Source organism: Alicyclobacillus acidocaldarius subsp. acidocaldarius DSM 446 (assembly GCF_000024285.1).
GTDB classification, from domain to species: Bacteria; Bacillota; Bacilli; order Alicyclobacillales; family Alicyclobacillaceae; genus Alicyclobacillus; species Alicyclobacillus acidocaldarius.
Genome location: NC_013205.1, coordinates 2,361,170 through 2,385,612, shown reverse-complemented (window position 1 = coordinate 2,385,612; position 24,443 = coordinate 2,361,170). Strand labels below are relative to the sequence as shown.

Genomic DNA, 24,443 nt, shown 5'->3' with positions numbered 1-24,443 from the left:
ACCTTCGCCTTCCAGATCTCTCGCGCAAGGAGTCGATAAAGATGCTGACGACCGTGGATCAGATGGTGGCGTACTGCTTCGGCAGACAGGACATCCTGGACCGTGCGCACAACCACTTTGAGCAGACCATCGACGAATTGCTGAGCGAAGGGGAGGTCATCTGGACGCGCGATCCCGTCGCTGGCGTCATCGCGCACGATGGGCGCTGGTACGTATGGTTTCGACACGCCCGGGACAACGGCCAGGTCGAGGGGAAGCTCTTCGCCTGCGCGGATGAGATGCAGGTCGTATCCCTCGTGATGGAAGAGATCCCTTGGCTTGAGCCCGAGTGTCGCATCAAGCTGCTTCGCGCGCTGCGCGCGGCGCATCAAAGCGCCTGACGCCGCGCGAGGAAGCTTTCCGCGAGGCCCTGGTTTCAGGGCTTTTTTCATCGCCAAAAAATCGCAGGCCCGATGGCTTTATCTGTCGAGGAGAATCCGATAGGATCGAACCATGTAGAAACCGAGGCAAAGCTTCGGGCCATTGCGAGGGGACGCTTGTGAAGACGCTGAAAGGCATGGACGCACTCGAGGTCGCCGCTCGATACGGCATCACGCTCTATGATACATATTATGGGAATGAAGTGACCGTGCAGGAGGCGCGCGAGTTCATCGAGGCCAAGCGGGATCCGGACAGCTTCATCCTCAAGGACTGGCCGGACACCGAGGAAGAGGCCGAGGATGTGCTCCTCATGCATATCTACCAGGCGCTCCGAGACAAGAAGCAGGCGCACGGCCGCGTGGATCTCGTCATCGAGGACACCGAGGGCCCGGTCATCAACGTGGCCGCGGCGGAATTGGCCGCGCTGCGCCTCGGCAGCCGTCGCATGCTGGAGGTGGACGATCGCGACGACGGCGTCTACTACCACATCCCTCGGACCGCGCGGCTGACGGACGAATTCCTGGAAAAGCTCGGCCAATTCGTCTGCGAGGAGTGCCGCCACTTCGATCTCGCCGGCCCCTACCACGAGGCGTGCCTGTACGCGCTTGTGAACGCGATTCGGCGTGGCGAATTTGCGCTCGAGGACGTGGTGGAGGAACGGCCTGCGGACGGGAGTCCGCTCGGCAGATTGTTTGGCTCGAACTTCGGCACGTGGTCGCGGCGCGTCTCGGAGACGAAATCGCGCCTGCAACAGGCGTGGAAGAAGAGGCGCCGCGCCGTGCTGTCCCGCATCGAGGACAAGCGCGAAGAGCAGCCGGGTGAAGAGAAGGCGAAAGCCGCCGCGCAGGACTGGACCACGGCCACGCTGCACCGGACACTCGCCGGGCTTCAGCGGACGCGAATGGCGGCGAAGGCACAGGGCGAGCGGGATTCGGAAGACCATCTCTCCGCGATTCAGGCGCCGGAGGGCGCCGGCGAGATCGTCGATGCGCTCAGCGAGTCCGCCCATGACACCGCGCGGCGCGAGCGGATCACGAAGCGGGCGCTCATCCGGTACCTGGAGCAGGTCGAGATCGTCGACGAGTCCGGCGAGGAGGCGCGGGAACTCGCCGATCTCCGCCAGCGCTGCATCGAGCTCGAGGCGCTGCTCGACTCCGCCAACACGCGCTACGATCGCGTGCGCGCTGAAAAGGATCACTGGAAGCGCCAGTACGAGGCGCTGAAGAAAGACATGGACACGGTGCTGCAGGCGCTGCAGATTGCGCGAAGGCACGCGGGCGACGAAGCGGCGCCCACGGGCCAGGACGAGGCGTGACCGGGAGGCTGCTCGGTCACGGGGTCGGCGTGTGCGGCGCCTGCTCGCTTCGCGGCAGAAGGCCTGGGTGGCGCAGGAGCGCGTAGGCGCCCGCGGTGACGCTGGCGAGCAGCGCGCCGGTCACCCAAAACACGCCGTGGATGCTCGTCGCGTCCGCGATGGCGCCGCCTACAAGGGGCCCGACCGTGTTGCCAATCTGGTTGGCCGTCTGATTCAGCCCGAAGGCGCGGCCGCGGAACGTGGCTTCGGTCGAGCGCACGATGAGCCCGTTGATGGCCGGGTACACCGCGCAGAAGAACGCGCCGTACACGAAGCGCACGGCCGCGAAGGCGATGATGTTGTGAAACGGGATCTGCATGAACGTCCACACCGCCCCGCCCGCGAGGCCGATGGTGAGCACCTTCGCGAAGCCGATGCGGTCCGCGTACTTGCCCCAGAGCGGCGCGAACACCACGCTCGCGATCCCGGCGAGCGAAAACACGAGCCCCGCGAGAAACGAGGCGTTCTTCGCGCTCGCGGACGGATCGAGCTCGGCGATATACAGGGTCAAGACCGGCTCGATGGTCATGATGGAGAACGAGACGACCATGTTCAGCGAGAGCGCCGTGACAAGCGGCTTGTTGTGAAGCGCCCCGCCAATGGCGCCAAGCACGGAGGGCCGGGACGTGGCGCGCCGTTTGTTCATCTCTCGCACGAAGACGAGGGCGAGCAGGGTCGAGATGAGCACGAGCACGGAAGCGCTCCCAAACGCCACGCGGTTCCCGAACAGGCGCGCGATGGTGCCGCCGAGTAACGGCCCGACAATGCCGCCCGCGGAACTCGCGGCGGAGATGGTCGACAGCGCGTAACCCACCTTGTCCTCCGGCGTGTTGCTCCCCACGAGCGCCACGGAACCTGGGATGTACCCCGACAGGAGCCCCTGCAGCGTGCGAAGGACGAGAAGTTCCCACGGATGTTGCACAAAGGCCGTGAGGCCGTAGATCACGAACAGCACAAAGCCCGCCCGGACGATCATCGGCTTCTGACCGTATCGATCCCCGAGCGAGCCCCAGTAGGGCGCCGCGATGGCACCGGCGACGAACGCCGCGCTGTAGAGTGCGCCGGACCAGATGTCGGTGTGTTGGTGCACCCCAATCTTGAGCAGAAACAGCGGCAAAAACGGGATGACCATGGAGTAGCTCGCGGACGTGAGCAGCGTCCCAATCCACAGGACCACGAGGTTTCGTTGCCAGGTTTCCATCTGCCATCACCAACGTTTTTCTTTTTATCTTACCGCTATCTCGATGGCGCGGGGCAACGAATTTCAGCTTCTCGAAATGTGGTTCCCAATTCAAGTGCGAAGCGGTATGATGGGTCTAACATGATTAGGAATTTTGCTGAAAACGTTGGATGGAAATCGTTCGTACAAGGGAGGACGCCTGATGCCGCAGATTCGCCAAGTCATCAGCACGCTGACCAACGACGGCAAGGAGATCATGGGACCGGACGTGTTGGTCTATCACTACCCGGATAACAGCATTCTCAACGGCTCCCTGCTGACGGTGGAGTCGAATCATTTCGCGGTCCTGAAGTCGCGCGGCGCCATTTTGAACGTGTACGAGACGGGGCAGTACGTCATCCAGACGCCGGATCGGCCCATCATCGGCGCGTTCCAGCAGGCGTTCTTCGGGGGCCAGAGCCCGTGGCAGTACGAGGTGATTTACATCAACCGGGCGAAGCTCATCCTCGAGGTGTCGGGCGTGGCCTACTCGAAGGAGATGGCGGAGATGGGCTACCACGTGAGCTGTTACGTCCACGTGGACACCAAGGAGGACGCGCTGAAGCTCGTGCAGCACATGCCGATGTCAGGCCACTACGTCAGCATGAAGGAGGTCAACTGGTACGCGGGGCCGGTCATCGAGCAGTCCATCAACAAAATCGTGCAGCTGACCGAATTGGAGCGCGTCAACGAACGCATGCCTGAAATTTTGGAATTGGTGAAAGAGCATCTGCAGGAGTTCCTCTCGGTGTACGGGCTCACGCTGAACGACGTGAAGGCGCTCGTGTACCCTCGGGACGAGCGGATGAAGGAGCTAATTGCCCTCCGCGCGTTTGGACTGTCGGAGATCGACGCGGTTCGGTATTACACGGCGATGATCATGGCGCAAAAGGGCGTCATTTCCGCCCCGAACATGGCCATCGGTGAGCCGTTCTTCATCGGGAATCCGCAGGTCGCGACGGATCGCATCACGCAGGTGGAGAGCAAGCACTGAGGGGGCGTTGCGATGAGCGACCTGATGCGGTACGGCATTGCGGTGTCGCCGGGCACGCCGGTCAACCAAATTCTCACGGGCTGGATGAACGCCTGGTTCGTGAACATGCGCGATCCTCGCTTCCGCCTTCGCGAGCGCATGATCGCGTTTCACAACGCGATGGATCGGGCGTTTGGGGCGTACCTGGCGCAGCTGCGGGAGGAATTGGCGTCGCTTCGCAAGCGGCTTCCGCAGCCGACGCGCGAGAATCCGTTCCCGAACCTCGAGGCGCTCGCGGCGGTGAAGGAGCTTGAAGCCTACATCCGGCGGGTGGAATCGGCGCGGACCCTGGCCCTGTCGGCGCCGGTGCCGCCGGACGAGTACGTGTTTCACGGCCGAGCGGAAGGCGAGGGTCTGCTCGCGGAGCTCGCGCGGATGGACGGCGAGATCGTCGAGAAGATGCAGGCGCTCTCGCCGGAGACCATCGGCGAGGTCGAGCAGATGCTCCGGGCGCGGAACGAGCGGTGGCATTCGCTGGTTCAGCCCTGATTACGGCAGGAGGCGCGGAGGCGTGCGCGGGATCATCGACTCCGCGAGCGCCTTCGCCGTCTCGTCCGCCGCGCCGCACGCTTCAAGATAGAACTGCATTTGCGACGCGACCTTCGGCTCGCCGGGCTTGGGTTCGACTTTCTCGTACTGACCGTTTGCCGCGAGGATCCAGCGGTTGACGTTGTCCCGGAGCTGCACGTCGAGGATGTGCTTCAGGCGCTGCTTCAGATTGTCCTGGAGTACCGGAAACAGGATCTCGACGCGGCTGACCATGTTGCGCGTCATCCAATCCGCGCTCGCGAGATAGTACTCCTCCTCGCCCCCGTTCAGGAAGTAGTAGATGCGGCTGTGCTCGAGAAAGCGCCCGACAATGCTCGACACGCGGATGTGATCGCTCACGCCGGGGATGCCGGGGCGCAGGCAGCAGATGCCGCGCACCAGGAGATCGATCTCGACGCCCGCCCTCGACGCTTCGAACAGGGCGAGGATGAGGTCCTTGTCGGTCAGCGCGTTCATCTTGGTGATGATCCGCGCGGGCCGCCCGGCGCGGGCGTGATCGATCTCGCGGTGGATGAGCTTGAGAAACGCGTCCTTCAGGCCGTGCGGAGCCGTCGCGATGCGCCGCCACGCGGGCGGATCGGCAAAGCCCGTGAGGTGGTTGAAAAAGAGCGACGCGTCCTCCCCGAACTCTTCGCGCGCGGTGAACATGCCGAGATCGGTGTAGAGGCGCGCGGTGTTGTCGTTGTAGTTCCCGGTGCTGAGGTGGACGTACCGGACGATCCGCTCGCCTTCGCGCCGGACGACGAGCGCGATCTTGCTGTGCGTCTTGAGCCCCACGAGGCCGTAGATCACGTGGCAGCCGGCCTCCTCCAGTTTCTTCGCCCACACGATGTTGTTCTCCTCGTCAAACCGGGCCTTGAGCTCCACCAGGACGGTCACCTGCTTGCCGTTTTCCGCCGCCCGCGCGAGCGCCAAAACGATGGGCGAATTGCCGCTCACGCGATACAGCGTCTGCTTGATGGCGAGGACCTGCGGATCGTTCGCAGCCAGGTGGATGAAGTGAACGACGGGATCGAACGATTCGTATGGGTGAAACAGCAGGATGTCGCGCTTGGCGATGGCCTCGAACAAGCCGGTTTCCCCGATGAAGTCGGGCGGAACCTGCGGCGAGATGGGCGGGAAGCGAAGGTGGGCGTATTCGGGCATCGCCGAGAAGCGCATGAGAAACGTGAGATCCAGCGGCCCGTCGATGGCGTAGATGTCCTCCGCCTCGAGTTCAAGCCAATCCCGCAGGGTTTCGACGAGCTCGGACGACATGGAGCTCTGGACTTCGAGCCGCACCGCCGCGCCCCGGTTGCGCTTTTTGACCTCTCGTTCGATCTCCTCGAGCAGATCCTCCGCGCTCTCCTCGTCCACCGTGATGTCCGCGTTGCGCGTGATGCGGAAGCACGCGTGCTCGAGCACGGTGTGCCCGGGAAACAGGGTGTCGATGAACATCTCGATCACGGCCTCGAGCAGCATGAACACCCGCTTGCGGCCACCCGTGGGCAGCTCGAGATATCGCGGCAGGACGCTTGGCACCTGCACGACGGCAAACAGCGGCGACTCGTGGGGCAGGCGGACGGCGATGGGCTCCAAAAGGACCGCAATATTCAGCGAGCGATTCGCGAGGAGCGGAAACGGGTGGCTCGCATCGACCGCGAGCGGCGTCAGCACCGGGAAGACGTGGTGATGGTAGTACTCCTCCAGGTGCGCGCGCTGCGCTTGTGTGAGTTGGCTTGGATGGGTGAAATCGATGCCCTCCTTGCGAAGCGCGGGGAGCAGGGTCTTGTTCCACAGGCGATACAGATGGTTTACGTGCGCGTGGGCCCGGTTGGCTACTTCGGTCAGTTGCTGCGCGGCAGTCATGCCGGTCTTGTTGTCGGGGCGCCCGACGCCGAGCTTGAGTTGGTCCTTCAGACCAGCGACGCGCACCATGAAGAATTCGTCCAAGTTGGACGCGCAGATGGCGAGAAAGCGGAGCCGCTCGAACAGCGGGTTGTCGCCGCGGGCCGCCTCAAACGCGACGCGCTCGTTAAACAGAAGCCAGCTCACTTCTCGATTGATGAAATGGGCGTGATGGTCCAGGTTCATCGTGGTTCCCATCCTCGTGGGTGTGGTGTGGGTTGGTCCGAAAGTTGGTTGTGGATGTATTGTGACGGCAAAGGGCGGGGGAATGCAATGGGGAAATGAAAAAGCACGCCCGGAGGGGCGTGCTTTGCCGTACGGCTCAAGACCCAGGCCAGGGATCCTGCGCTATGGCACTAGACGTGATAGTACCAGAATGGACAACGCTGGCATTCGCTGCTACGGGGGCCACAGTGAGCAACCCGACAAAGGCTGCTAGACTGATTGCCAGTTGTTTGATTCTCTTCATGCACACAGCCCTCCTCACGTGTCCTCAAATGTATCTACGACCTTGAGAAACGCGTCAACGACGCGCGGGTCGTACAACTTACCCCTAAGAGCGCGAATCTCCTCAATGGCTTCGTGTTTCGACTTAGGTCTTTGATAAGGCCGTTGCGACGTCATGGCATCATAACTATCTACGACTGCGACGATCGCGGCAGGCAGGTATATTTCCTCCCCTTTTAGTCCGTATGGATAACCGCTTCCGTCATATCGTTCATGATGCTGCTCAGCAACGGTACTACCTATATGCAGGAACGGGTGCACTGGGGAGTTCATCATATCGCGCCCGTAAATTGTATGCATCTTCATAATATCAAATTCTTCAGGAGTGAGTCTACCAGGTTTCCTAAGAATTTCGTCAGGTATTTGAATGAGCCTTTTGCAGAATCACGAGTCCTTGTGCGGCAAGGGTTTTTCGAGCACAAAGAAGGACTTCACCCCAACTTGAGAGAAAGAAAATGGTATCCAGCAAACCATTTCAAGGGGGCGAAGTCCAACGTGTATGTTCGACAAGCGTGGCTCTTTTCCTTCGACGAATGGATGGAAATGAGTCCATGTGAACGACGTGAGCTCTTTTTCTCGACCCTCGATTTGAGCCCGTATGCCGCGAAGCTGAGAAGTTCGACACCCCAAGGGGCAAAGCCCATCTCTCGAGAAGCGATTTTGCGCGCATTTCTCGCGGCACCCCTTGAGGGCATTTCGACCTTCACGCAGCTTCACCGACGTTTGGAGAGCGATTTGCGCTTCCGTTACCAGTGCGGTTTCTCCCTTCACGAATCCATTCCATCTGTCTCGACTCTAAGCCGCGTCTTCCAAGCTATCGTCGACAAAGGGGTTGCGGCGACGCTATTTGCCGAGTTGGTGCGTCAATGTCGTGACGAAGGGCTCATCGAGGGCGAACACGTCGCTATCGACAGCACGGCGATCCATGCTTATGAGCGGAAACACCCACGCTCAGGTGTCCAGCCCTCCAATCGGGCCAACTGGGGCGCGAAGTTCGATGCCTTTGGCAACAAGCTGGCGTGGTTTGGCTACAAGGTCCATTTAGCCGTCGATGCGAAAAGTGAACTTCCTATGGCGCTCACGGTGACGCCAGCGAACGTCTACGATGGAGAGATGGCCATTCCCCTCATGGAAGAGCTTCATCACCACGACTGGCGGATTCGCTTCGTGTTGATGGATGCAGGATACGACCAGACGAAAAACTATGAAGCCGCTCGAGCATTGGGCGCTCAGGCTATCATCCCGATGAATCGCCGGAATGAGAAAGAGCCGCCGGAAGGGATGGATTTCGACGGCACGCCCCGCTGCACGATGGGGTACCGAATGACGTATTGGGGCGTCCATAACGCCTGGCTCAAGTTTCGCTGTCCGCACGCGACAGGCCAGGTCGATTGCCCGCTTGGCATGGCTGCCTGTTCTGCATCGAACTATGGCATGGTCGTGAAGAAGCACCTCGATGAGGACGTCCGTCGATACGCGAATCCACATCGCGGCTCTCGCACATGGAAGATGCTTTATGATGAACGGACCGCTGTAGAGCGCTGTTTTGCACGGCTGAAAGAGTGGCTGACGCTGGACGGCGTGCATGTACGTGGCATCGAGAAAGTCACCGTACATGCGTACATCCACGCGATTGTGCTCTTGGCATCTGCTCTGGCGATGCACCGGACGAATCGTATCGAGCAGGTGGCTTAACCTGATGCTTCGAACCGAACACCACTGAAGGGACGTGATTTATCACACAACAGAAAAGGGTTTTTATGGCATGCGTTATCTTTCACGAGAAGTGTGCGTCGTTTTCGCTCGCAATGGAATCCGTCATTCTGCAAAAGGCTCGAATCTTACCGATGTCGTGAAAGAGCGCACCACAACTCAGTGAGATCAGATCGTGCGCTGACAAGTTTAACTGGCAACCGATCATGACTGAGTATTTGCGAATTCGCTCGCAATGTGAAGCGGTATAGCCATCCTTCATGGCAATTTCAGTTGCCATATGGTGGAATTTTTCGACCCATTCTTTATAAGACTTAAAAATGGAAGTCGAAGTCACATAGACGAACTCCGCCTGCTCCAACGCGACGATGCAGACTGCTTGTTGAACGGGAGCCATGCTTACTACAGAGCCGGGCCCCAGAACTTCAGTGTGGTCGCCATATGTTATTCTAAGCACACCACTGGTCAGAACGATCCCTTCGAACACATTAGAGGCAGACGGCGGATTAAACCCCATCAACCCATACCGCTTCAGTTCGTGTCGGATGAGTTCCACGCCGTCATACGAACCTAGCAGCGTGATCGTCATGTTATCCGTACTCGCGCTATCCAAGCCTTCGCCGTCTCGCATGATTCGGAGCCACGGTGTGAGCCCTTGGTTCTCGAAGTTCAACGTTTGCACCCGCTTTGCGACAGATGTGATGGTCCCGCGACCACGACAATTGTAGACAACGTGCGACATCTCAAGCTTAAGGACGAGCCTGCCATTTCGTCAATAGACGAAGCGGTGAAGACTTGGCGTCTTTCACGCTCTCGCGCGAAGAGCGCGAGTACGTCAGGTGTACTCGCGCGAAGACAAAAACGCCACCTCGACGAGGATCAGCAGGAGATCGAACACGCCGTACAGTGTCGAGAACCAAAGCTGCGTGCCCCCGTTGCCGAGGCCGATGATGAACAGGCTCACAACCGCAATGAGCACGATGAGCGCGATGTGCACAGTCTGCGTGAAGCCGCTTGTCGTGCGCATCCGATAGACGAGAAGCAGGATGGTCAGCAGCGCCACGACGGTGAGGACCATGCCTGGGTGCGTCGACAGGTGAACCATCAAGGCGGTGATGATGATGGCGGCCACCAAGATATAGATAATCGCAAACGAACCAGCGGTAAACGGCTTCTTCATCATTCGTCATCCCTCCCTCAGGGCTTCGCGTCCGGGATCGATCCGGCTTAGCCTAAGTATAGCCAAGATTTGCTCCGCGGAGACAAGCTTTTTCTCGTTTACCTATCGCGCTATCGGAGAGTTTTGGTCGAAAGGGCACGTGAAAAAGCGGCAACGGATGAACCGCTGCCGCTGGTTGAGGCGCGTCTCAGTGCACGTGGCCCGCCTTGCAGAGATCGTGGCATTTGCTCTCCAGGCTGCAGCACAGCGAGCAGATGGGCGCCTTGTGGAACGGACAGTAGAGCATATCCATCTTCTCGTATTCAAACCCGCAGGAGGCGCAGGTGAATTCCGCCGGCAACTCGGAATGGCGATGACCGTCATGGTGGCGATCCGACTTCTCAAAGGTGTTTTCCCGCGCAATGTAGTACTTGCCGCGCGTGACGATGGCGATGACCGGCGCGAGCACAAACGCGAGCACGAGCGAGAGGAATGGCGAGTACGCCTGCAGCACCGGGCCGAAGGCGCCGAAGAAGGCCGCGATGGATACGCCCGCCGCAAGGATCATCGAGCCAAATCCGACGGGGTTGAAATTGTACAGATGGCCCCGCTTAAACTCGATGTACGAGGGGCTAATCTTGAGCAACCCTTTGTTGATGACGAGATCGGACACCACCGCGCCGATCCATGCGACGGCGAGGTTCGAGTAGAATCCGAGCACCGTGTTCAAGAAGCCGAAGACGCCGGCCTCCATCAGGCCGAGGGCGATCCCGACGTTCAAAAACAGCCACACCACGCGCCCTGGATGCGTGTGAAAGATGCGGGAAAAGAAATTCGACCACGACAGCGATCCAGAGTACGCGTTGGTGACATTGATCTTGATCTGCGATAGAAGAACAAAGAAGGTCGCAAGCGCAAGGGCTGCGTAGCTGTTCCCCATCACGACGTGGAACGCCTGCGTGTACATGTTGATGGGTTCGTCCGCGGCCTTCGTCCCCATGGTCGGCGCAATCCACGAAGCCAAAAGCGACCCACCGAGCTGCTTGATGGCGCCCAGGAGCACCCATCCGGGCCCTGCCAGCATGACGGCCAACCACCACTTGCCGCGGTTCTGCGGCGTGAGGTTTGGCATGAAACGAAGATAGTCCACTTGTTCGCCGATTTGCGCGATGAGGGAGAGGGTGACGCCTGCGGCGAGTCCGAACTCGATGGGGCTGAAATGGCTGCCCGAAGCCGAAGCGCCGCCGAAGTGTGTCCATTGGCTGAAAGCCGACGGGTCCCGGAGCGCGATGGCGACGAACGGGCCAAGCATCAGCACCAGCCAGATGGGCTGCGTGATGACCTGCAACTTCGAGAGGGCAGTCATGCCGAACATCACGAGCGGAATGATGACCAAGGAACAGATCAAGTAGCCGACGGGCAACGGGATGTGGAAAAATTCCTCGAGCGCCTGGGCCATGACGGATCCTTCGAGTGAAAAGTAGATAAACGTGAACGACGCGTACACCAGGGACGTCAGCGTGGACCCGTAGTATCCAAAGCCCGCGCCTCGCGTGAGAAGGTCCATATCGATGTTGTACTTCGCGGAGTAGTACGCAATCGGAATGCCTGTCAGAAAGATGATGGCGGCAACGACCAGGATAGAGGTGACGGCATTCGCGAATCCGTACGCCAGGACGACCGAGCCGCCGATGGCGAAATCGGCCATGTAGGCGATCCCGCCGAGCGCGGAGTTCATGACCGTCCACTCGCTCCACAGGCGAAACGACTTGGGGGCGTACCGCAGCGCGTAGTCCTCAAGGACCGGATTTTGCACCCAGCGATTAAAGGTGCGCTTGGGCGTGGGCCGCCCGCGTTCAGGTTGCAGTACGGACATCGAAACCCCTCCAAACTCCTCTGAAATCAAAATTGTCTGTGTTTTGACCGTATCACGCCTCCACGAGCTCAAGCAACCTTTTTTGTTATACAAATTGACGCGAATCAGGAAGTAAACGTTATCATGCGCAAATGGTAAGTAAGTTACATTGACATACTGTGCGCTCTACAAGCGATAATGAGGCTGTACCTTCACAAGAGAGTGGGGTGAATGTAAGATTGTCGAACGTTCTCTTTCGCGTCGACCTGACCAAGCCGATGGATCAGCAGGAGGTCCCGGGGCATAACCGATGGCATCCCGATATCCCTGCTGTCGTCCATGTCAAACCCGGTGACGTGTTCCGCATCGAGATGAAGGATTGGACCGACGGCCAAATTCAAAACAACGACGATCCGTCCGACATCCGCGACGTGGACCTGTGCAGAGTGCACGTCCTGAGCGGGCCCATCTACGTGGATGGGGCCGAGCCAGGCGACCTGCTGGTGGTGGACTTGCTGGATATGGGGCCGCTTCCGGGCGCGGAATGGGGCTTTAACGGCATTTTCGCGCGGGAGAACGGCGGTGGGTTTCTCGTCGACTATTTTCCAGAGGCGCTCAAGTCCATCTGGGAGTTTCAAGGGATTTACGCGGTGAGCCGCCACGTGCCGGGAGTCCGCATCCCGTCGCTGATTCACCCGGGCCTTATCGGCGTGGCGCCGTCGGCGGAACTTCTGGATCGGTGGAACGCCCGCGAGCGGCAGCTTGTGGCAAAGGACCCGAATCGAGTGCCTGTGCTCGCCAATCTGCCGGATCCCCGAAGTGCGGTGCTCGGCACGCTGCGCGGCGCCGAGTTCGATCGCGTCGCGAAGGAAGCCGCTCGCACGGTCCCGCCCCGCGAAAACGGCGGCAATTGCGACATCAAGAACCTGTCCAAAGGGAGCCGGATTTACTTCCCCGTGTTTGTCAAGGGCGCCAAGCTTTCCGTCGGCGATCTTCACTTCTGCCAAGGCGACGGCGAAATCACGTTTTGTGGGGCCATCGAGATGAGCGGCTGGATCGAGATAAGTGTCGACGTGATCAAAGGCGGCATGGCGAAATACGGGATTGTCCACAATCCGGTATTCGAGCCAGGGCCCATGGAACCTAGATTTTCGGAATATTTGGTGTTTGAGGGTGTGTCAGTGGACGAGCGGACCGGTGAGCAGCTGTACCTGGATGCGCACGTGGCCTATCGACGCGCATGCCTCAATGCCATCGAATACCTGCAGCGCTTCGGCTACACGGCGGAGCAAGCTTACATGTTGCTCGGCGTGGCGCCAGTCGAGGGGCGCATCAGCGGCATCGTCGACGTACCGAACGCCTGCTGTACGCTCGCCATCCCGACCGCCATCTTCGATCGCGACATTCGCCCGAAAGGATGACGCCAGGATGCCAACCTACCGCTTCGCGTGCGAAAGCTGCGGAACGTTCGATCGCGACCTGCCCATGAACGAGGTGGGCTCTGCCGCACGCTGTCCGTATTGCGGCATGATGGCTCTGCGGCAGTTCACTTCCTTTTATGTTGGTGCCGCTCCATCGCCTGACCGCGGCGCGCGTCCGGCTGGCGCGGGAGGGGAACCCATTTGCGTGGTTCGAGACCGTGCGCCTTCGCACAGCGCGCACGCAGGCCATCGCCACCCCGCGGTGAGCGCAGGGCGGCCCTGGCAGTTGGGGCACGTGCACGGGTGAAGGCCCAATCGAGGTGAGAGAGGAGCGAATGCTATGCGGCACGGAGATATCGTGAGCAGTCGAGACACCGTCGGCATTGCGGTGGTCAACTACAAGATGCCCCGGTTGCACACGCGCGAGGAGGTGCTGGATAACGCCAGGCGCATTGCCGAGATGATCGGGGGCTTGAAGCTCGGTTATCCAGGGCTCGATCTCGTCGTGTTTCCCGAATACAGCCTGCAAGGCATCATGTACGACGAGCAGGAGATGTTTGAGACGGCCTCTTCCATCCCCGGCCCGGAGACCGACGTGTTGTGTGACGCATGCCGGGCGCACGGCGTGTGGGGCGTGTTTTCCGTGACGGGGGAGCGCCACGAAGAACACCCACGCAAGTGGCCGTACAACACGGCCATTCTGGTGAACGATCGCGGCGAGATCGTGCAAAAGTATCGGAAAATCATGCCGTGGACGCCCGTCGAACCGTGGTACCCTGGACACGAGACGTTTGTCTCCAATGGTCCAAAGGGGCTTAAAATCAGCCTCATCATCTGCGACGACGGAAACTATCCCGAAATTTGGCGGGATTGCGCCATGAAAGGGGCCGAACTCATCGTGCGGCCTCAGGGCTACATGTATCCCGCCAAAGAGCAACAGATCCTCATGGCCAAGGCCATGGCCTGGGCGAACAACTGTTACGTCGCGGTGGCGAACGCCACGGGATTCGACGGCGTCTACGCCTACTTTGGCCACTCGGCCATCATCGGCTTCGACGGCCGGACACTCGGAGAATGCGGGACGGAGGAGTACGGCGTCCAGTACGCGGAGATCTCCATCTCGCAGATCCGCGAGTTCCGGCGAACGGCTCAGGCGCAAAACCATCTGTTCAAGCTGCTGCATCGAGGATACGCCGGCTACCTGTATTCTGGGGACGGCGATCGCGGCGTCTGCGAGTGCCCGTTCGATTTCTACAAGACGTGGGTGACCTCGCCGGAAGTCGCGCGGGCGAACGCCGAAGCGCTCACGCGGGCCACGCTCGACACGGACGACTGTCCGTATGCACCCATCCGCGCGAAGACACCCGGCGTACCCGTGGGATAATGCGACTTCAGGTGCTTCACGGCAACGGATTGGCCAGGTCGGCCTGCTTCAGGAGCTGCATGAACTGACTCACATTGCCCGTGTTGATGAGCAACGTGATGGCTTGGGCTGCCGCCTGCTCGAACGCAGGATTGGCAGCCTCTCCGTTGGCCAGGCTCGGGACAAGCGCGTCCTTGCGAAACGCTGCGACCGACGCCTGACTATACGCGTCGAAGCCCGCGAGGGGCACGTCGCTGCGCGGCGGGATCGATCCTTTCCATAAATTGAACTGCCGCTCCGCTTCGCGAGACGCCACGACGCGCAGAAAATCGAGCGCACCCTCGGGGTTCTTTGAACCCTTCGGCATCCCGAACGTGTCGACGATGTACTCGAAGTCGCCGTTCGTCCCAGGGAACGGCGTCCAGCCAAAGTCTCGCCCTTCCTTCAAACCGCTGGCCACGAAGTACGCCTTGGCCCAGTCGCCCATCGCGTCGAAAGCCGCTTGGCCCGAAGCCACGAGCGCGCAGGCGCCGTCCCACGACAACTGCGCGTGATCGGCGTTGGTGTAGGGCAACAGCTGCAAAAAGTTCTCGCACGCCTTGCGGATGATGGGCGACGAGATGGGAACGGTGCCGTTCCAGATGCCGTCATAGGTCTTGGGGCCCGCGGTCGCGAGCAACACGTTCTCCCACAGCATCACGGATCCCAATTGATCCCGATCTCCGTAGGCGATGGGGGTCACGCCATGCGCCTTCAGGACCTTGCAGTCCGCGAGCAACTGATCAAACGTCTGGGGCGGCTTGAGCCCGTACTCGTTCAGCACGCGCGCGTTGTACCACAGCACGTTGCCTCGTTCCACGTCGATGGGCACGGCGTACACGTGGCCTTCGTACGTCACGCCGTCCATCACGACCTTCGGCAACACCTTGTACAGGCCAAGTTCGCGATACAAGGCGTCGAGCGGCTCCATTTTGCCGGCTTTCACCCAGACCATCAGTTCTTGCCCGACGTGGACCTGAAAGGTCTCCGGCGGATCGCCCGCGGTGATGCGGCTCGCGAGCACGGCTTTGGCGTTGTCGCCGCCACCGCCCGCCACGGCTTCATTCACGATGTGCTCGCGGGGATAGCGAGCGCGAAAGACGGAAATGAGGGCGTTGAGCGCGTTGGTCTCGCCTTTCGCCGTCCACCAGCTGAAAATTTCCACATCTTGTTCCGCCTGTGCCTGAGACACCGGACGAGGTGTGGGCCCGACGTGATGGCCCACTGCGCCACAGCCTGCGAGCGCGAGGCACAGCGCGCTCCAACCAGCCACCTGTGCGAATCTCCGCTGCGCCATGCTTCCACCTCCGCCTTCTACACTTCGAAGCTCGTCATCAACTGATGGAGCTCGCTCGCCCGCTCGCTCAGCCGGCCGGCAGTCCGGTTCACCTGTTGCACCGCGGACAGTTGCCCCCGCGCCGTCGTAGAGAGCCCGTCGAGATCGCGCATGACTTGGTTCAGGTCTTCCATGAGCCGGTTCACGGTCCGCTGCATCGGTTCGAAATCCGGCTCGCTGGCCCGCGAGCGGCGCGTCCCTCCCGTCCCCGCAGCCGCTTCCGCGATTTGCCCATCCAACTGGCGCACGTTGGCCATGACGCGCTCGATCCCGTCGCGCACGTGCTGCAATACGTCCGCCATGTGCAGCGCGCCGTGGGCTGTGTAGTCGCCGTTTTCGATCAGCTGTTTGAAGTCGCTGTACAATTCTTCCGCGGTCTCGCCCATCTGCGCGATCAGTTGTTGCAGGCTGCGCGCCATGCGCTCGAAGCTGCGCGCCAGGCTCCCCAGCTCATCCTTGCGGCGAGACGCGTCCAGCGTGACGGAGAAATTGCCAGCGGCGATCTCGTTGGCCGCATCCATCATGGATTGCAGTGGTTTGGACAACACCTGCCGGGTGAAGAGCCATGCGCACGCCACGGCCACGAGCAGCGCGCAGGCGCCCGCCACGAGGATGTCCGTGAGGAGCCCCTTCAGGGACGCGAGATCCGCCGCGATCGACAGGCGCACGTTTGCGCTGTACTGCATGCCCGCGTATCCGGTGAGCGGCACCACGAGGTCGATGGTGGAACCCTCGAGGGACGTGAGGATCTTCCGCTCGCCGAGCGCGATGGTGCTTGAGGGCGAGGCTTGGCTGCCGATGCGGCGCGGATCCGTCGACGCGATGTCGTACAGAAAGTCGTTCAACTTGTAGATATCGAACGAGACCAGATCGGGATTTTGCCGCTTGAGATTGAGCAGCACGGACTCGAATTGGTAGTCTGGGACGTCGCTGAGGAGCGCCGAGTCGATGGTCTGGACGATGGAAACCGCTTTCTCCTTCGATAGGTCAATGATGCTCTCGCGGCTCTTGAAATAGACGATGGTCAGCGTGGCGGAAAGGGTGCCGAGGATCACGACGCTGAACAGGATGACGAGTTTGCGAAACAGGGTCAAGCGGGCTCCTCCTCCGTCCCACTTCTGTTCAACCGCCGGACGGCGTATACTGATACGTAACGTGCCATTCTCGCATTCTATGACCTTCATGCTAGGGCATTCCGCGGGGCTTTGCAATAGACGGACGCGCGTCCGCCATGCGAGGCAATGGGGCCGCCAATTCGAGGGGTGACCGAGGGTTGCACGCCAACGTCGACGCTTCGGCCATGCGCCGAATGAACCGCGCCACGGTCCTCAAGCTGATTCGCGATCTCCGGACCACCTCGCGCATCGACATCTCGCAGATGACCGGGCTCAACAAGGCCACCGTGTCGAACATCGTGGACGAGTTGATTGCGGAGCAGCTCGTGCTCGAGGTGGGGTACGGATCGTCGAGCGGCGGCCGCAAGCCCATCCTCCTTCGCTTCAACGCCAATGCGGCGTATGCCATCGGCGTGGACGTCCAGCTGTCGCACATGACGACGGTCGTGTGCAACATCCGCGGGGAGCCGGTCTACCGCCAGGTGCGGACGCTCGGGCTTTCCGAAGCGCCGGACGTGCGCGCCGTGTTGCTCGAAGCCATCGAGGAGGAACTGCGGAAGGCCATCGCCGCAGCGCCTCCGAGCCCGTACGGACTTCTCGGCGCGTGTCTCGCGTTTCCGGGGATGGTCGACTTCCGCCGAGGTGCCGTGTACTACCTCCCGAGCCTGTTTGTCGGCGAATGGGAGATTCTCGCCGATCTCGGCCGGAGCGTCGATATCCCGCTCTTTCTCGACAACGATGCCAACTGCGGCGCTTGGAACGAGTACATGGCGCAGGCGATGAAACTGAAGAACCTCGTGTTTGTGAACATGGGGCTCGGGATTGGGGCGGGGATCGTCATCGAGGGAAAGCTGTATCGCGGGCGGGATGGAATCGCGGGCGAGGCGGGGCACATGACCATCAACCCGATGGGATCGGCGTGCATGTGTGGCGGCTACGGCTGTTGGGAGGAATACGCTTCCGAGCGCGGCCTGATGCGGTATTTGCGCGAAGCCGGTGCGGACCTTTCCGCGTTGAGTCTGCGCGACTCGCTGCTTGAGCAGGCGCTGGAACAGGCCCAGAACGACAATCGCGCGTGTATCCGCGCGTTTCACTCGCTGGGGCAGTATCTCGGCCTTGGGATTGCCAATCTCTTGAACCTTCTCAACCCCGACGAGGTCATCCTCGGGGGAAGCGTGGCGCGCGCCGCCACGTTCGTGCTTCCCGAAGTGGAGCGCGTCATCAAGCACCGCGCGCTGCTGCAAAATAAGCAGATCCCCGTGCGCGTGGGGAGTCAGCACGCCGTGGCCATCGGCGCCTCGCTCCTCGCCGTGCACGAGACGTTGTTTGCTTCTGCTATGGAGCCGATGCCGACGTGATCGCGCGCTGTGGCCACCAAGGTTCGTGGTGACCTGGTTTGCGCCATAGCGCAAGCGCCGAGCCAACCAGAGAAAAGGAGTCAGCGGGAGATGAGAGTATCGCTCTTCGTCGATGGCGCGAACTACTACTACATGCAGCGGGACAAACTGAAGTGGACCATCGACGCGCAGAAGTTGTTGGAGTGGGCCAAGAGCAAGGGCGAACTGGTGGACGCGTTCTACTATATAGGAAGAAGTTCTCCGAGCGACGTCAGAGAGCAGAAGTACCTCGACATGCTCGCGTACAGCGGGTATTCCATCGTGACCAAAGACATCAAGGAAATCGTCCAGGAGGATGGGTCCATCACGAGGAAGGCCAACCTGGACATCGAAATTGTGCTGGACATGTTCAACACCATCGAAAACTACGACATGGCCATCCTTGTCAGTGGAGACGGCGACTTTGAGCGGGCCCTGCAGTTGTTGCGGGCCCGCGGGAAAAAGTTTATCGTGCTCTCCACCGCAGGATTCATCGCGTCCGAGCTGCGCATGGTGGCCGGCATGCATTTCATCGACGTGAACACCCTGCGCGATCAGCTGGAGCGCGTGACCACCTGACGTGCCGCGCGCCCGGGCGCAAGCGCGAACGTGAGGGCGCAGGCGACCACACTCGTCGCGGCGACGGCGAGGAACCCGCGGCTCAGGCCGACGTGATCGCCCAGCCAGCCGACGACCGCGGGCCCGCCAAACATGCCGACGGCGTAGATGGCCTGATAAAAGCCCATCGCCGTGGCTCGGCGGCTCGCGTCGATGTGGCGGATGGCGAGGCCCATGAGCACGGGCATGCAGAGCCCTTGGCCAAAGCCGTTCACGGCCTGGGTTGCATACAGGAGCGGAAGGGCGTGGCAGAGCGGGATGGCCGCGGTGAACAGCGCCGCGATGGCAAATCCGCTCGCCACCACGTTCCGCTCGCCCATCCAGCGCGAGAACAGGCTGCCGCTGAAATACGACGCGATGGCGTTCGGGAGCGTGGCCGCGAGGGTAAGCCAGCTGAGATCGGCCTTGTTCGCCCCGAGGTGCGTCGCCTGCTCCGGCGTGAAGCCGAACATCGTGGTGAAGGTGACGACCTGTGCGAGGACCGCGAGGAACGACACGCCGAGCACAATGCGATCCCGCCCGACCGTGAGCATCTCGGCGACGCGGATACCGCCGTGATCGCGCGCGGGAGGCTTGTCGACGACGAAACAGGCGAGGAGTGTGGCCGCGAGTCCACCGGCGGCGCCCAGCCAGAAGGCCGCGTGCCAACCGTATCGTTCTGCGATTACGCCGCCCAGCGTCGAGGCCGCGAGCTGCCCGATGGATGTGTAGAAGCTGAGGACGCCCATTGCCTTCGGAGCCTCGTCGGGCTGGTGGTAGCTCGCGTAGAGCACGGTGAAGACCACCCAGCAGCCGGCCGCGATGCCGGCGAGGAGGCGGAACACGAGCGCCCACAGGACGGAGTGCGTGACGGCGAAGCCCAGGCTCGACAGCATGCCGACGGCGCCGCCCGCGACGACGAACGGCTTGCGGCTTCGGACCTTGTCGGACCACACCCCGATAGGCACCCGCACGAGCATCTGCGAGAAGCCATAGGATCCCACCACCATGCCCGCCATGCTGAGTGAGCCCCCGATGGCAACGACGTACGGCGACAGGAGCGGAACGTACGTGTAGGTCGAAAACCAGTACAGCGCCGTCACGGCGTAAAACAGAGCGATACGGTTGCCCACCGGGCGCCATCCTTTCCATGCGAGGTGTGTGTCATGCAAGCGATGTTTGAGCTCCTGGGCCTCGCCATGCTGGGGTTGTTTATCTGGAGAAGTGCGCAAGCGGAGCGCGACAACCGAAAAGATCGGCGTTCATGACCCGCCCCATGGCGGGTTTTGTTGATCATCCCCCTGTTTCCGCTTGCGCTCACCGATGCCAAAGCCCCACTGGAGAAACGCGGGGGTGATGCACAGGAACAGAAGGCCCCAGCGCGCCGTGATGGCCGAGACCACGAGGCACGCCACCGGGATGGCGATGGAGAGGATGCGCAGCCAGTTGCGATTCATGCTCCTCACCTCGATTCGGTAACGGTTTCATTATAGCGCGGGAATGGGAGGACGATCGCGTCTCCTTTCCGTGGCAAGCCGAAATCAGAAAATGTTGCCGACACGAGGAAGGATTTCGGATGTTCTCGTCGAATTTTGCATGGCGATCAGGTGATTCATGTGAGTGGGTGAGCGAACGTGCCGAAGAGGCGTCGGCTGGTCTCGGTTGTCGGTGTGTCGGCGTGGAATGGCATTCCGAAGGAGCAATGGGGAGAGCATGCGTATCCTCAATTGGTTGCGAACCTGACGGCCTATCCAGATAGGTCCGTTGAGATGTCCATCTATCGTGGTGCGCAGAATTTACCGACATATAAAAAGGACTACATTGAGCATCACCTGCTCGTGCCGGATTCTCATGAAGCGGTCCTCGCGGCAAAGGCCATTCAGCAGGTCACGGAAGAGCAAGGTGGCGAATGTATTTTCAATGAAAAGCAGGATCGAATTCAAGGATTGGATCCCTATCATAGCGTCGCCTTTCTTAGAAAAGGATTGCCGTCGTTCTTGGAGAGAATTCACAAGATCGTGGATGAGGAGTTTCCGAACGATCCCAACGATCCGACCGTGCTCATCAACGTGACCTCCGGATATAAAGCCATCACGCCATACACTTCAGCCATGGCGTTCATCTACCGCCTGCCCTTGATATACAAGTATGAGCAAAGCTCTTCCATCCTCGTCATGCATCCATTGCCTTTTGAGTTGGACACTCGCGTCGTAGAGGCCAACTATGAGGTGTTCGCTCACCTGCGCTACGGTGCAAATGTGGGAGAGTGGAAAGATCGAGCGGAGTATCAAAGCTTGCTGCGGCTCGGATACATCGACGCAGTCGATGACGTGTGCGCGTTGAACGGCACAGGCAGTCTGCTGCTCTTCGCGTTTGAGCATGATGCCGCTGTGGTGGATATGACGAAGGAAGTGAAAGAGGCGGTGATCAACTCTGCCGAGCTGCGTGACCGAATCTTCAAATTCGCGCGAGACCCTCAATTGAGGGAGAGCAAGACGGAGTTGAAAAACGGTCACTTCGTGTTCGACGACGGCGACAACCCGTACCGACTCTTTTACGAAAAGGGCATTGTTCAGCGCGTTTATGCTGCCTACGCGAACCATGACGAATACGAGCGGCAACTCCGAAGGCCCAAAGCTCATCGGTACGCCTACGAGCGCGTGAAAGTCGTTCGGACGGGAGATGGTTACGACGTCGAAGAGCTTTGGAGTCCAAGCGTGAGATCCTGAAGAGGAGGAAGACGATGGCTGCCCAAAACATCTTTCTCACGTTTGTCGGGAGAAGCTCACCTCGAAAAGTGGACTACAGATGGGAGGACGAGGTCTCCAACAGCCATTACTTTCAGGTTACGGCGCTCGAGTGGATGCGGCGCGGGGTAATCCCATTTCGTCCCGATGAAGTTTGGGTGGTGTTGACCGAACGAGCTCGGGAGAACTGGGTAAAACCGCCCGAAGAAGGCGAGGCGACGCTTCACGATCAACTTTACACTCAGGCCGAACGCATGGGAATCGCCATTCACGAGGTGGGGTTCGACCAAGAGCAGTGTGATCAAAGTGTGTGGCGCAATTTCGATACGTTGGTGGGCATGTTGGCCCAAGCGTCGGAAAGAGGGGCTGACGTGCACATTGCTGTGGACGTTACACACTCCTTTCGATACTTCCCGATGCTCGTGCTCACGTTGCTTCATTACACGCACGTCATCCAAGGGATCCAATTGGATCTCATTCTTTATGGTGCGGATACGGGTGACGTCCTTGACCTAACAGCCCTTGCACAATTGCAGGAGTGGGTTCTTGAGATGTCCCGTGCTCTCAAGGGCCCGGACGCGAGCGGTGTGGAGCGCTTGGTGAGGGAAATTCAAAGTTCCGTCGCGAGGAGAAGTCCAACGCAAGCCTCTTTCTTATCGCCGCTTCAGAAGTTTGCTAGAAAGTGGAATGTCTTGTGGGAAACGATGCGCCTTACGAAGCATCACGAGGTATCTTGTGCTGCCAGGAGGGCTCTCGACGCTTTGGATGAGTGTCAGCGCCGTTTCGCCGAGCCCGCGGAGGGTACAGCCAGTTTTTATCCGCTGCTGAGAATTCTGCATCAGGCGCGGGAGCAAATTGAGCCACTATGCCAGACGGAGTGGGTGCCACTCATGCTTGCGATGACTCGTTGGTATCTAGATCGCGGGATGATTCATCAGGCGTATACAACGATGCGCGAGTTGTATGCCACGCACGCGTGCGAATTGGCCGGAGAAGACGTGTTTGACAAGGCGAAGCGCGAGGCCTTGTTGCGAGCAGCGAGAAGTGAAGAAGGATGGAGGGAAACTACCTCCGAAGACGATGCTGCTGGCCAGTTGAAATTAGAGTCCATCCCTGTTGAACGATGGGATTTGGTGCATGCTTTTCTCGCCGAGTTCTCTCAGGACATTTCAACGATTTCGGATATGAGAAATCAGTTGCACCACGGGTTCTTCCAAAGAGACCCTCAGCAGACGCGCGAACAGACATTCCGATCCAACCTTGTGCAATCGATGGAACGACTGGCGCAGTGGACGGAAGATCGAGAGGAGATTGCGCATGAGTAAGGTGCCCGATGTGCAACTTCCCACCATCGTCGAACATTGCGAGATTCTCGCGAGCGCTCGAGTCACTACACTTACGCCTGTGATTGGCGCGGGCGTGCACTCCCAAAGAGTAGACCGGAGCCATCCCGTGCGCGGGGAGACGGTGCGCGGACACCTGCGGTTTTGGTGGCGCACGGTGTCTCAACCTGGACCACTAGAACAGTGGATTGATAAATTGCGGGAAGAGGAGGCGCGCAAACGCTCGCTTTCCAACTTGCCGTCTATGGAAGAGCTCGATCCGACCGAACGATTGCGCATCCGAGAAGCCTGGATTTGGGGAAGTACCAGTCGCGCCGGTTTGGTGGTTGTGCGGGTGCAAAACAAAGAATGGAAGAATTGCAATGTCAGACACAAGAAACTAAAAGACGTCGTCCAAGGCTTGGCTTCCATTATGGATGTACAGGGAAACCAAAGTGGGTCGTTGTCCATTGCTTACGCTGCCTTTCCGTTGCAGGAGCAGAACAGCGATCCACCGGGCGCCGTGTCGGAAGTCGGCATGGGTTCTTTTCTTGTTACTATCGTTTGGAATTCCTGGGCTCGTGAACTGATTAAAAGCGTCGAAGGAGCAAGATTTCAAGTTGAACAGGAAATTCGCGAGGCTCTCTGGAGATGGATTCATTTTGGGGGACTTGGCATGCGTTGGCGGCGTGGTTTTGGTGCATTGACCTCAGATGATGTCCCTGGTCGTCTGGACGATTTTCGAGAGCACATTCGTTCGCATCCATCCGCATGTCTGCCCTGCGTCCGCGCAGTGCTCGTTCAATCGCCAAACCAGCGTCCGCGGAGAAACATGGCGAGATCGACCGTGTGGGACGCGTGGGAAGATTGTCTACAGACCTTGCGGCAATATCGACAACCCAGACAGCCGAAGAACGGGCCAACGCGTAGCTTCACGAAGACCCCGTGGCCCGAGGCCAGCGTCATCCGGGCCATTCATCGCGGCCGAGGCAACCCGAAGAACGGAGCATTACGGTTTCCGCGTGCCGTGCTTGGTCTTCCAGTTATATTCCAATTTAAGGGTGAGTCGACGCCGAACGCCGAACTGAGGCCGGACAAAAGTGCGAATCCTTTGTTGGGTCGACTTCCCAGTCCTTTCATCTTGAGACCGGTCCGCATCGGCGACGCCGTCTACCCGATGTGCGTTTGGCTCGAGTCCCCGCTGCCATCGCACCAGGAGCATGGATTTGTTCGAATGTCTCTGAAAGTAGGTTCGATGGCTCCGATCACCGTGCCCGCAACAGCCGCGCTCTCAGCGATGGAAGACCGTTTCAAGGCCCTGGAGGGGGGCGAGGTGCGGTTCGAGAAGACGGGTGACGCGTTGGAGGATTTTCTTCGCCATCTGCGCAAGCAAGGTTTTGAGGTTCTCTATCGTTCCGACGCTACTTGAAG

At 60.0% G+C, this 24,443-nt stretch carries 23 protein-coding genes and 1 pseudogene; 14 read left to right on the top strand and 10 right to left on the bottom strand.

Annotated features, from left to right (window positions below; genetic code table 11):
- The first annotated feature begins 41 nt into the window (after positions 1 to 41).
- Positions 42 to 380, top strand: coding sequence for a hypothetical protein (locus AACI_RS11475; RefSeq protein WP_012811574.1), 339 nt, complete (start codon positions 42 to 44; stop codon positions 378 to 380).
- A 158-nt stretch (positions 381 to 538) separates the two neighbouring features.
- Complete coding sequence (locus AACI_RS11470; RefSeq protein WP_012811573.1) at positions 539 to 1,735, top strand: hypothetical protein; 1,197 nt, start codon at positions 539 to 541, stop codon at positions 1,733 to 1,735.
- Between the two features lie 16 nt (positions 1,736 to 1,751).
- On the opposite strand, the gene AACI_RS11465 is transcribed toward AACI_RS11470, so the two are convergent.
- The gene (locus AACI_RS11465) at positions 1,752 to 2,975 is read right to left on the bottom strand and encodes an MFS transporter (protein WP_012811572.1); all 1,224 of its coding nucleotides are present in this window, start codon (positions 2,973 to 2,975) and stop codon (positions 1,752 to 1,754) included.
- A 181-nt stretch (positions 2,976 to 3,156) separates the two neighbouring features.
- Here AACI_RS11465 and AACI_RS11460 point away from each other — a divergent pair, with 181 nt between their 5' ends.
- Both AACI_RS11460 and AACI_RS11455 read left to right on the top strand, forming a co-directional pair.
- Entirely contained in the window at positions 3,157 to 3,987 is an 831-nt protein-coding gene (locus AACI_RS11460; protein WP_008340104.1) for an SPFH domain-containing protein, read from the top strand.
- Between the two features lie 12 nt (positions 3,988 to 3,999).
- Positions 4,000 to 4,515: a hypothetical protein gene (locus AACI_RS11455; RefSeq protein ID WP_012811571.1), complete on the top strand. Its 516-nt coding sequence runs from the start codon at positions 4,000 to 4,002 to the stop codon at positions 4,513 to 4,515.
- Here AACI_RS11455 and AACI_RS11450 read toward each other — a convergent pair whose 3' ends face one another.
- Together AACI_RS11450 and AACI_RS11445 are read right to left on the bottom strand one after the other, a co-directional pair.
- Positions 4,516 to 6,660: an RNA degradosome polyphosphate kinase gene (locus AACI_RS11450; protein WP_041707551.1), complete on the bottom strand. Its 2,145-nt coding sequence runs from the start codon at positions 6,658 to 6,660 to the stop codon at positions 4,516 to 4,518. It lies immediately after the preceding gene.
- A gap of 285 nt (positions 6,661 to 6,945) precedes the next feature.
- Positions 6,946 to 7,320: an HD-GYP domain-containing protein gene (locus AACI_RS11445; RefSeq protein WP_342626164.1), complete on the bottom strand. Its 375-nt coding sequence runs from the start codon at positions 7,318 to 7,320 to the stop codon at positions 6,946 to 6,948.
- 144 nt (positions 7,321 to 7,464) lie between these two features.
- Between AACI_RS11445 and AACI_RS11440 the strand changes: the two genes are divergently transcribed.
- On the top strand, positions 7,465 to 8,664 hold the full coding sequence (locus AACI_RS11440; RefSeq protein WP_012809941.1) for a transposase: 1,200 nt from the start codon (positions 7,465 to 7,467) through the stop codon (positions 8,662 to 8,664).
- 82 nt (positions 8,665 to 8,746) lie between these two features.
- On the opposite strand, the gene AACI_RS11435 is transcribed toward AACI_RS11440, so the two are convergent.
- From AACI_RS11435 to AACI_RS11425, 3 genes are all read right to left on the bottom strand, one after another.
- Positions 8,747 to 9,271, bottom strand: a complete 525-nt coding sequence (locus AACI_RS11435; RefSeq protein ID WP_174260441.1) for a phosphohydrolase — start codon at positions 9,269 to 9,271, stop codon at positions 8,747 to 8,749.
- Positions 9,272 to 9,517: 246 nt separating this feature from the next.
- Positions 9,518 to 9,865, bottom strand: a complete 348-nt coding sequence (locus tag AACI_RS11430) for a hypothetical protein (protein WP_012811567.1) — start codon at positions 9,863 to 9,865, stop codon at positions 9,518 to 9,520.
- A 184-nt stretch (positions 9,866 to 10,049) separates the two neighbouring features.
- On the bottom strand, positions 10,050 to 11,717 hold the full coding sequence (locus AACI_RS11425) for a purine-cytosine permease family protein (RefSeq protein ID WP_012811566.1): 1,668 nt from the start codon (positions 11,715 to 11,717) through the stop codon (positions 10,050 to 10,052).
- Positions 11,718 to 11,935: 218 nt separating this feature from the next.
- Between AACI_RS11425 and fmdA the strand changes: the two genes are divergently transcribed.
- The 4 genes and pseudogenes from fmdA (at position 11,936) to AACI_RS11415 (ending at position 14,501) form a co-directional block, all read left to right on the top strand.
- A complete protein-coding gene (gene fmdA, locus AACI_RS11420; RefSeq protein WP_148213785.1) occupies positions 11,936 to 13,117 on the top strand; it encodes a formamidase in 1,182 nt (393 codons plus the stop codon).
- Positions 13,118 to 13,124: 7 nt separating this feature from the next.
- Positions 13,125 to 13,238 (top strand): annotated as a pseudogene (locus tag AACI_RS17300) (FmdB family zinc ribbon protein); the annotation flags it as partial.
- 16 nt (positions 13,239 to 13,254) lie between these two features.
- Positions 13,255 to 13,383, top strand: a complete 129-nt coding sequence (locus AACI_RS17130) for a hypothetical protein (protein WP_280959716.1) — start codon at positions 13,255 to 13,257, stop codon at positions 13,381 to 13,383.
- Positions 13,384 to 13,457: 74 nt separating this feature from the next.
- A complete protein-coding gene (locus tag AACI_RS11415; protein WP_012811564.1) occupies positions 13,458 to 14,501 on the top strand; it encodes an aliphatic amidase in 1,044 nt (347 codons plus the stop codon).
- A 16-nt stretch (positions 14,502 to 14,517) separates the two neighbouring features.
- On the opposite strand, the gene AACI_RS11410 is transcribed toward AACI_RS11415, so the two are convergent.
- Both AACI_RS11410 and AACI_RS11405 read right to left on the bottom strand, forming a co-directional pair.
- Positions 14,518 to 15,816: an ABC transporter substrate-binding protein gene (locus AACI_RS11410; RefSeq protein WP_012811563.1), complete on the bottom strand. Its 1,299-nt coding sequence runs from the start codon at positions 15,814 to 15,816 to the stop codon at positions 14,518 to 14,520.
- Positions 15,817 to 15,833: 17 nt separating this feature from the next.
- Positions 15,834 to 16,949 carry a HAMP domain-containing protein gene (locus tag AACI_RS11405; RefSeq protein ID WP_012811562.1) on the bottom strand — a complete coding sequence of 372 codons (1,116 nt, stop codon included), beginning with the start codon at positions 16,947 to 16,949 and terminating at the stop codon, positions 15,834 to 15,836.
- Between the two features lie 179 nt (positions 16,950 to 17,128).
- Between AACI_RS11405 and AACI_RS11400 the strand changes: the two genes are divergently transcribed.
- Together AACI_RS11400 and AACI_RS11395 are read left to right on the top strand one after the other, a co-directional pair.
- Complete coding sequence (locus tag AACI_RS11400) at positions 17,129 to 18,328, top strand: ROK family protein (RefSeq protein WP_012811561.1); 1,200 nt, start codon at positions 17,129 to 17,131, stop codon at positions 18,326 to 18,328.
- 90 nt (positions 18,329 to 18,418) lie between these two features.
- Complete coding sequence (locus AACI_RS11395) at positions 18,419 to 18,925, top strand: LabA-like NYN domain-containing protein (protein WP_008340121.1); 507 nt, start codon at positions 18,419 to 18,421, stop codon at positions 18,923 to 18,925.
- On the opposite strand, the gene AACI_RS11390 is transcribed toward AACI_RS11395, so the two are convergent.
- Both AACI_RS11390 and AACI_RS11385 read right to left on the bottom strand, forming a co-directional pair.
- Entirely contained in the window at positions 18,901 to 20,076 is a 1,176-nt protein-coding gene (locus AACI_RS11390; protein ID WP_245530579.1) for an MFS transporter, read from the bottom strand. The genes AACI_RS11395 and AACI_RS11390 overlap by 25 nt on opposite strands.
- A gap of 129 nt (positions 20,077 to 20,205) precedes the next feature.
- A complete protein-coding gene (locus tag AACI_RS11385; protein ID WP_012811559.1) occupies positions 20,206 to 20,400 on the bottom strand; it encodes a hypothetical protein in 195 nt (64 codons plus the stop codon).
- Between the two features lie 213 nt (positions 20,401 to 20,613).
- On the opposite strand from AACI_RS11385, the gene AACI_RS11380 reads away from it, so the two are divergent.
- From AACI_RS11380 to cmr1, 3 genes are read left to right on the top strand one after another with little or no spacing between them, the layout of a single operon-like run.
- Positions 20,614 to 21,672 (top strand): hypothetical protein, encoded by a 1,059-nt coding sequence (locus AACI_RS11380; RefSeq protein WP_148213784.1) that lies wholly within the window; start codon positions 20,614 to 20,616, stop codon positions 21,670 to 21,672.
- A 14-nt stretch (positions 21,673 to 21,686) separates the two neighbouring features.
- Complete coding sequence (locus AACI_RS16045) at positions 21,687 to 23,015, top strand: TM1812 family CRISPR-associated protein (RefSeq protein ID WP_012811557.1); 1,329 nt, start codon at positions 21,687 to 21,689, stop codon at positions 23,013 to 23,015.
- Entirely contained in the window at positions 23,008 to 24,441 is a 1,434-nt protein-coding gene (cmr1, locus tag AACI_RS11370) for a type III-B CRISPR module RAMP protein Cmr1 (RefSeq protein WP_012811556.1), read from the top strand. The genes AACI_RS16045 and cmr1 overlap by 8 nt, the downstream gene beginning before the upstream one ends.
- Positions 24,442 to 24,443: the final 2 nt, after the last annotated feature.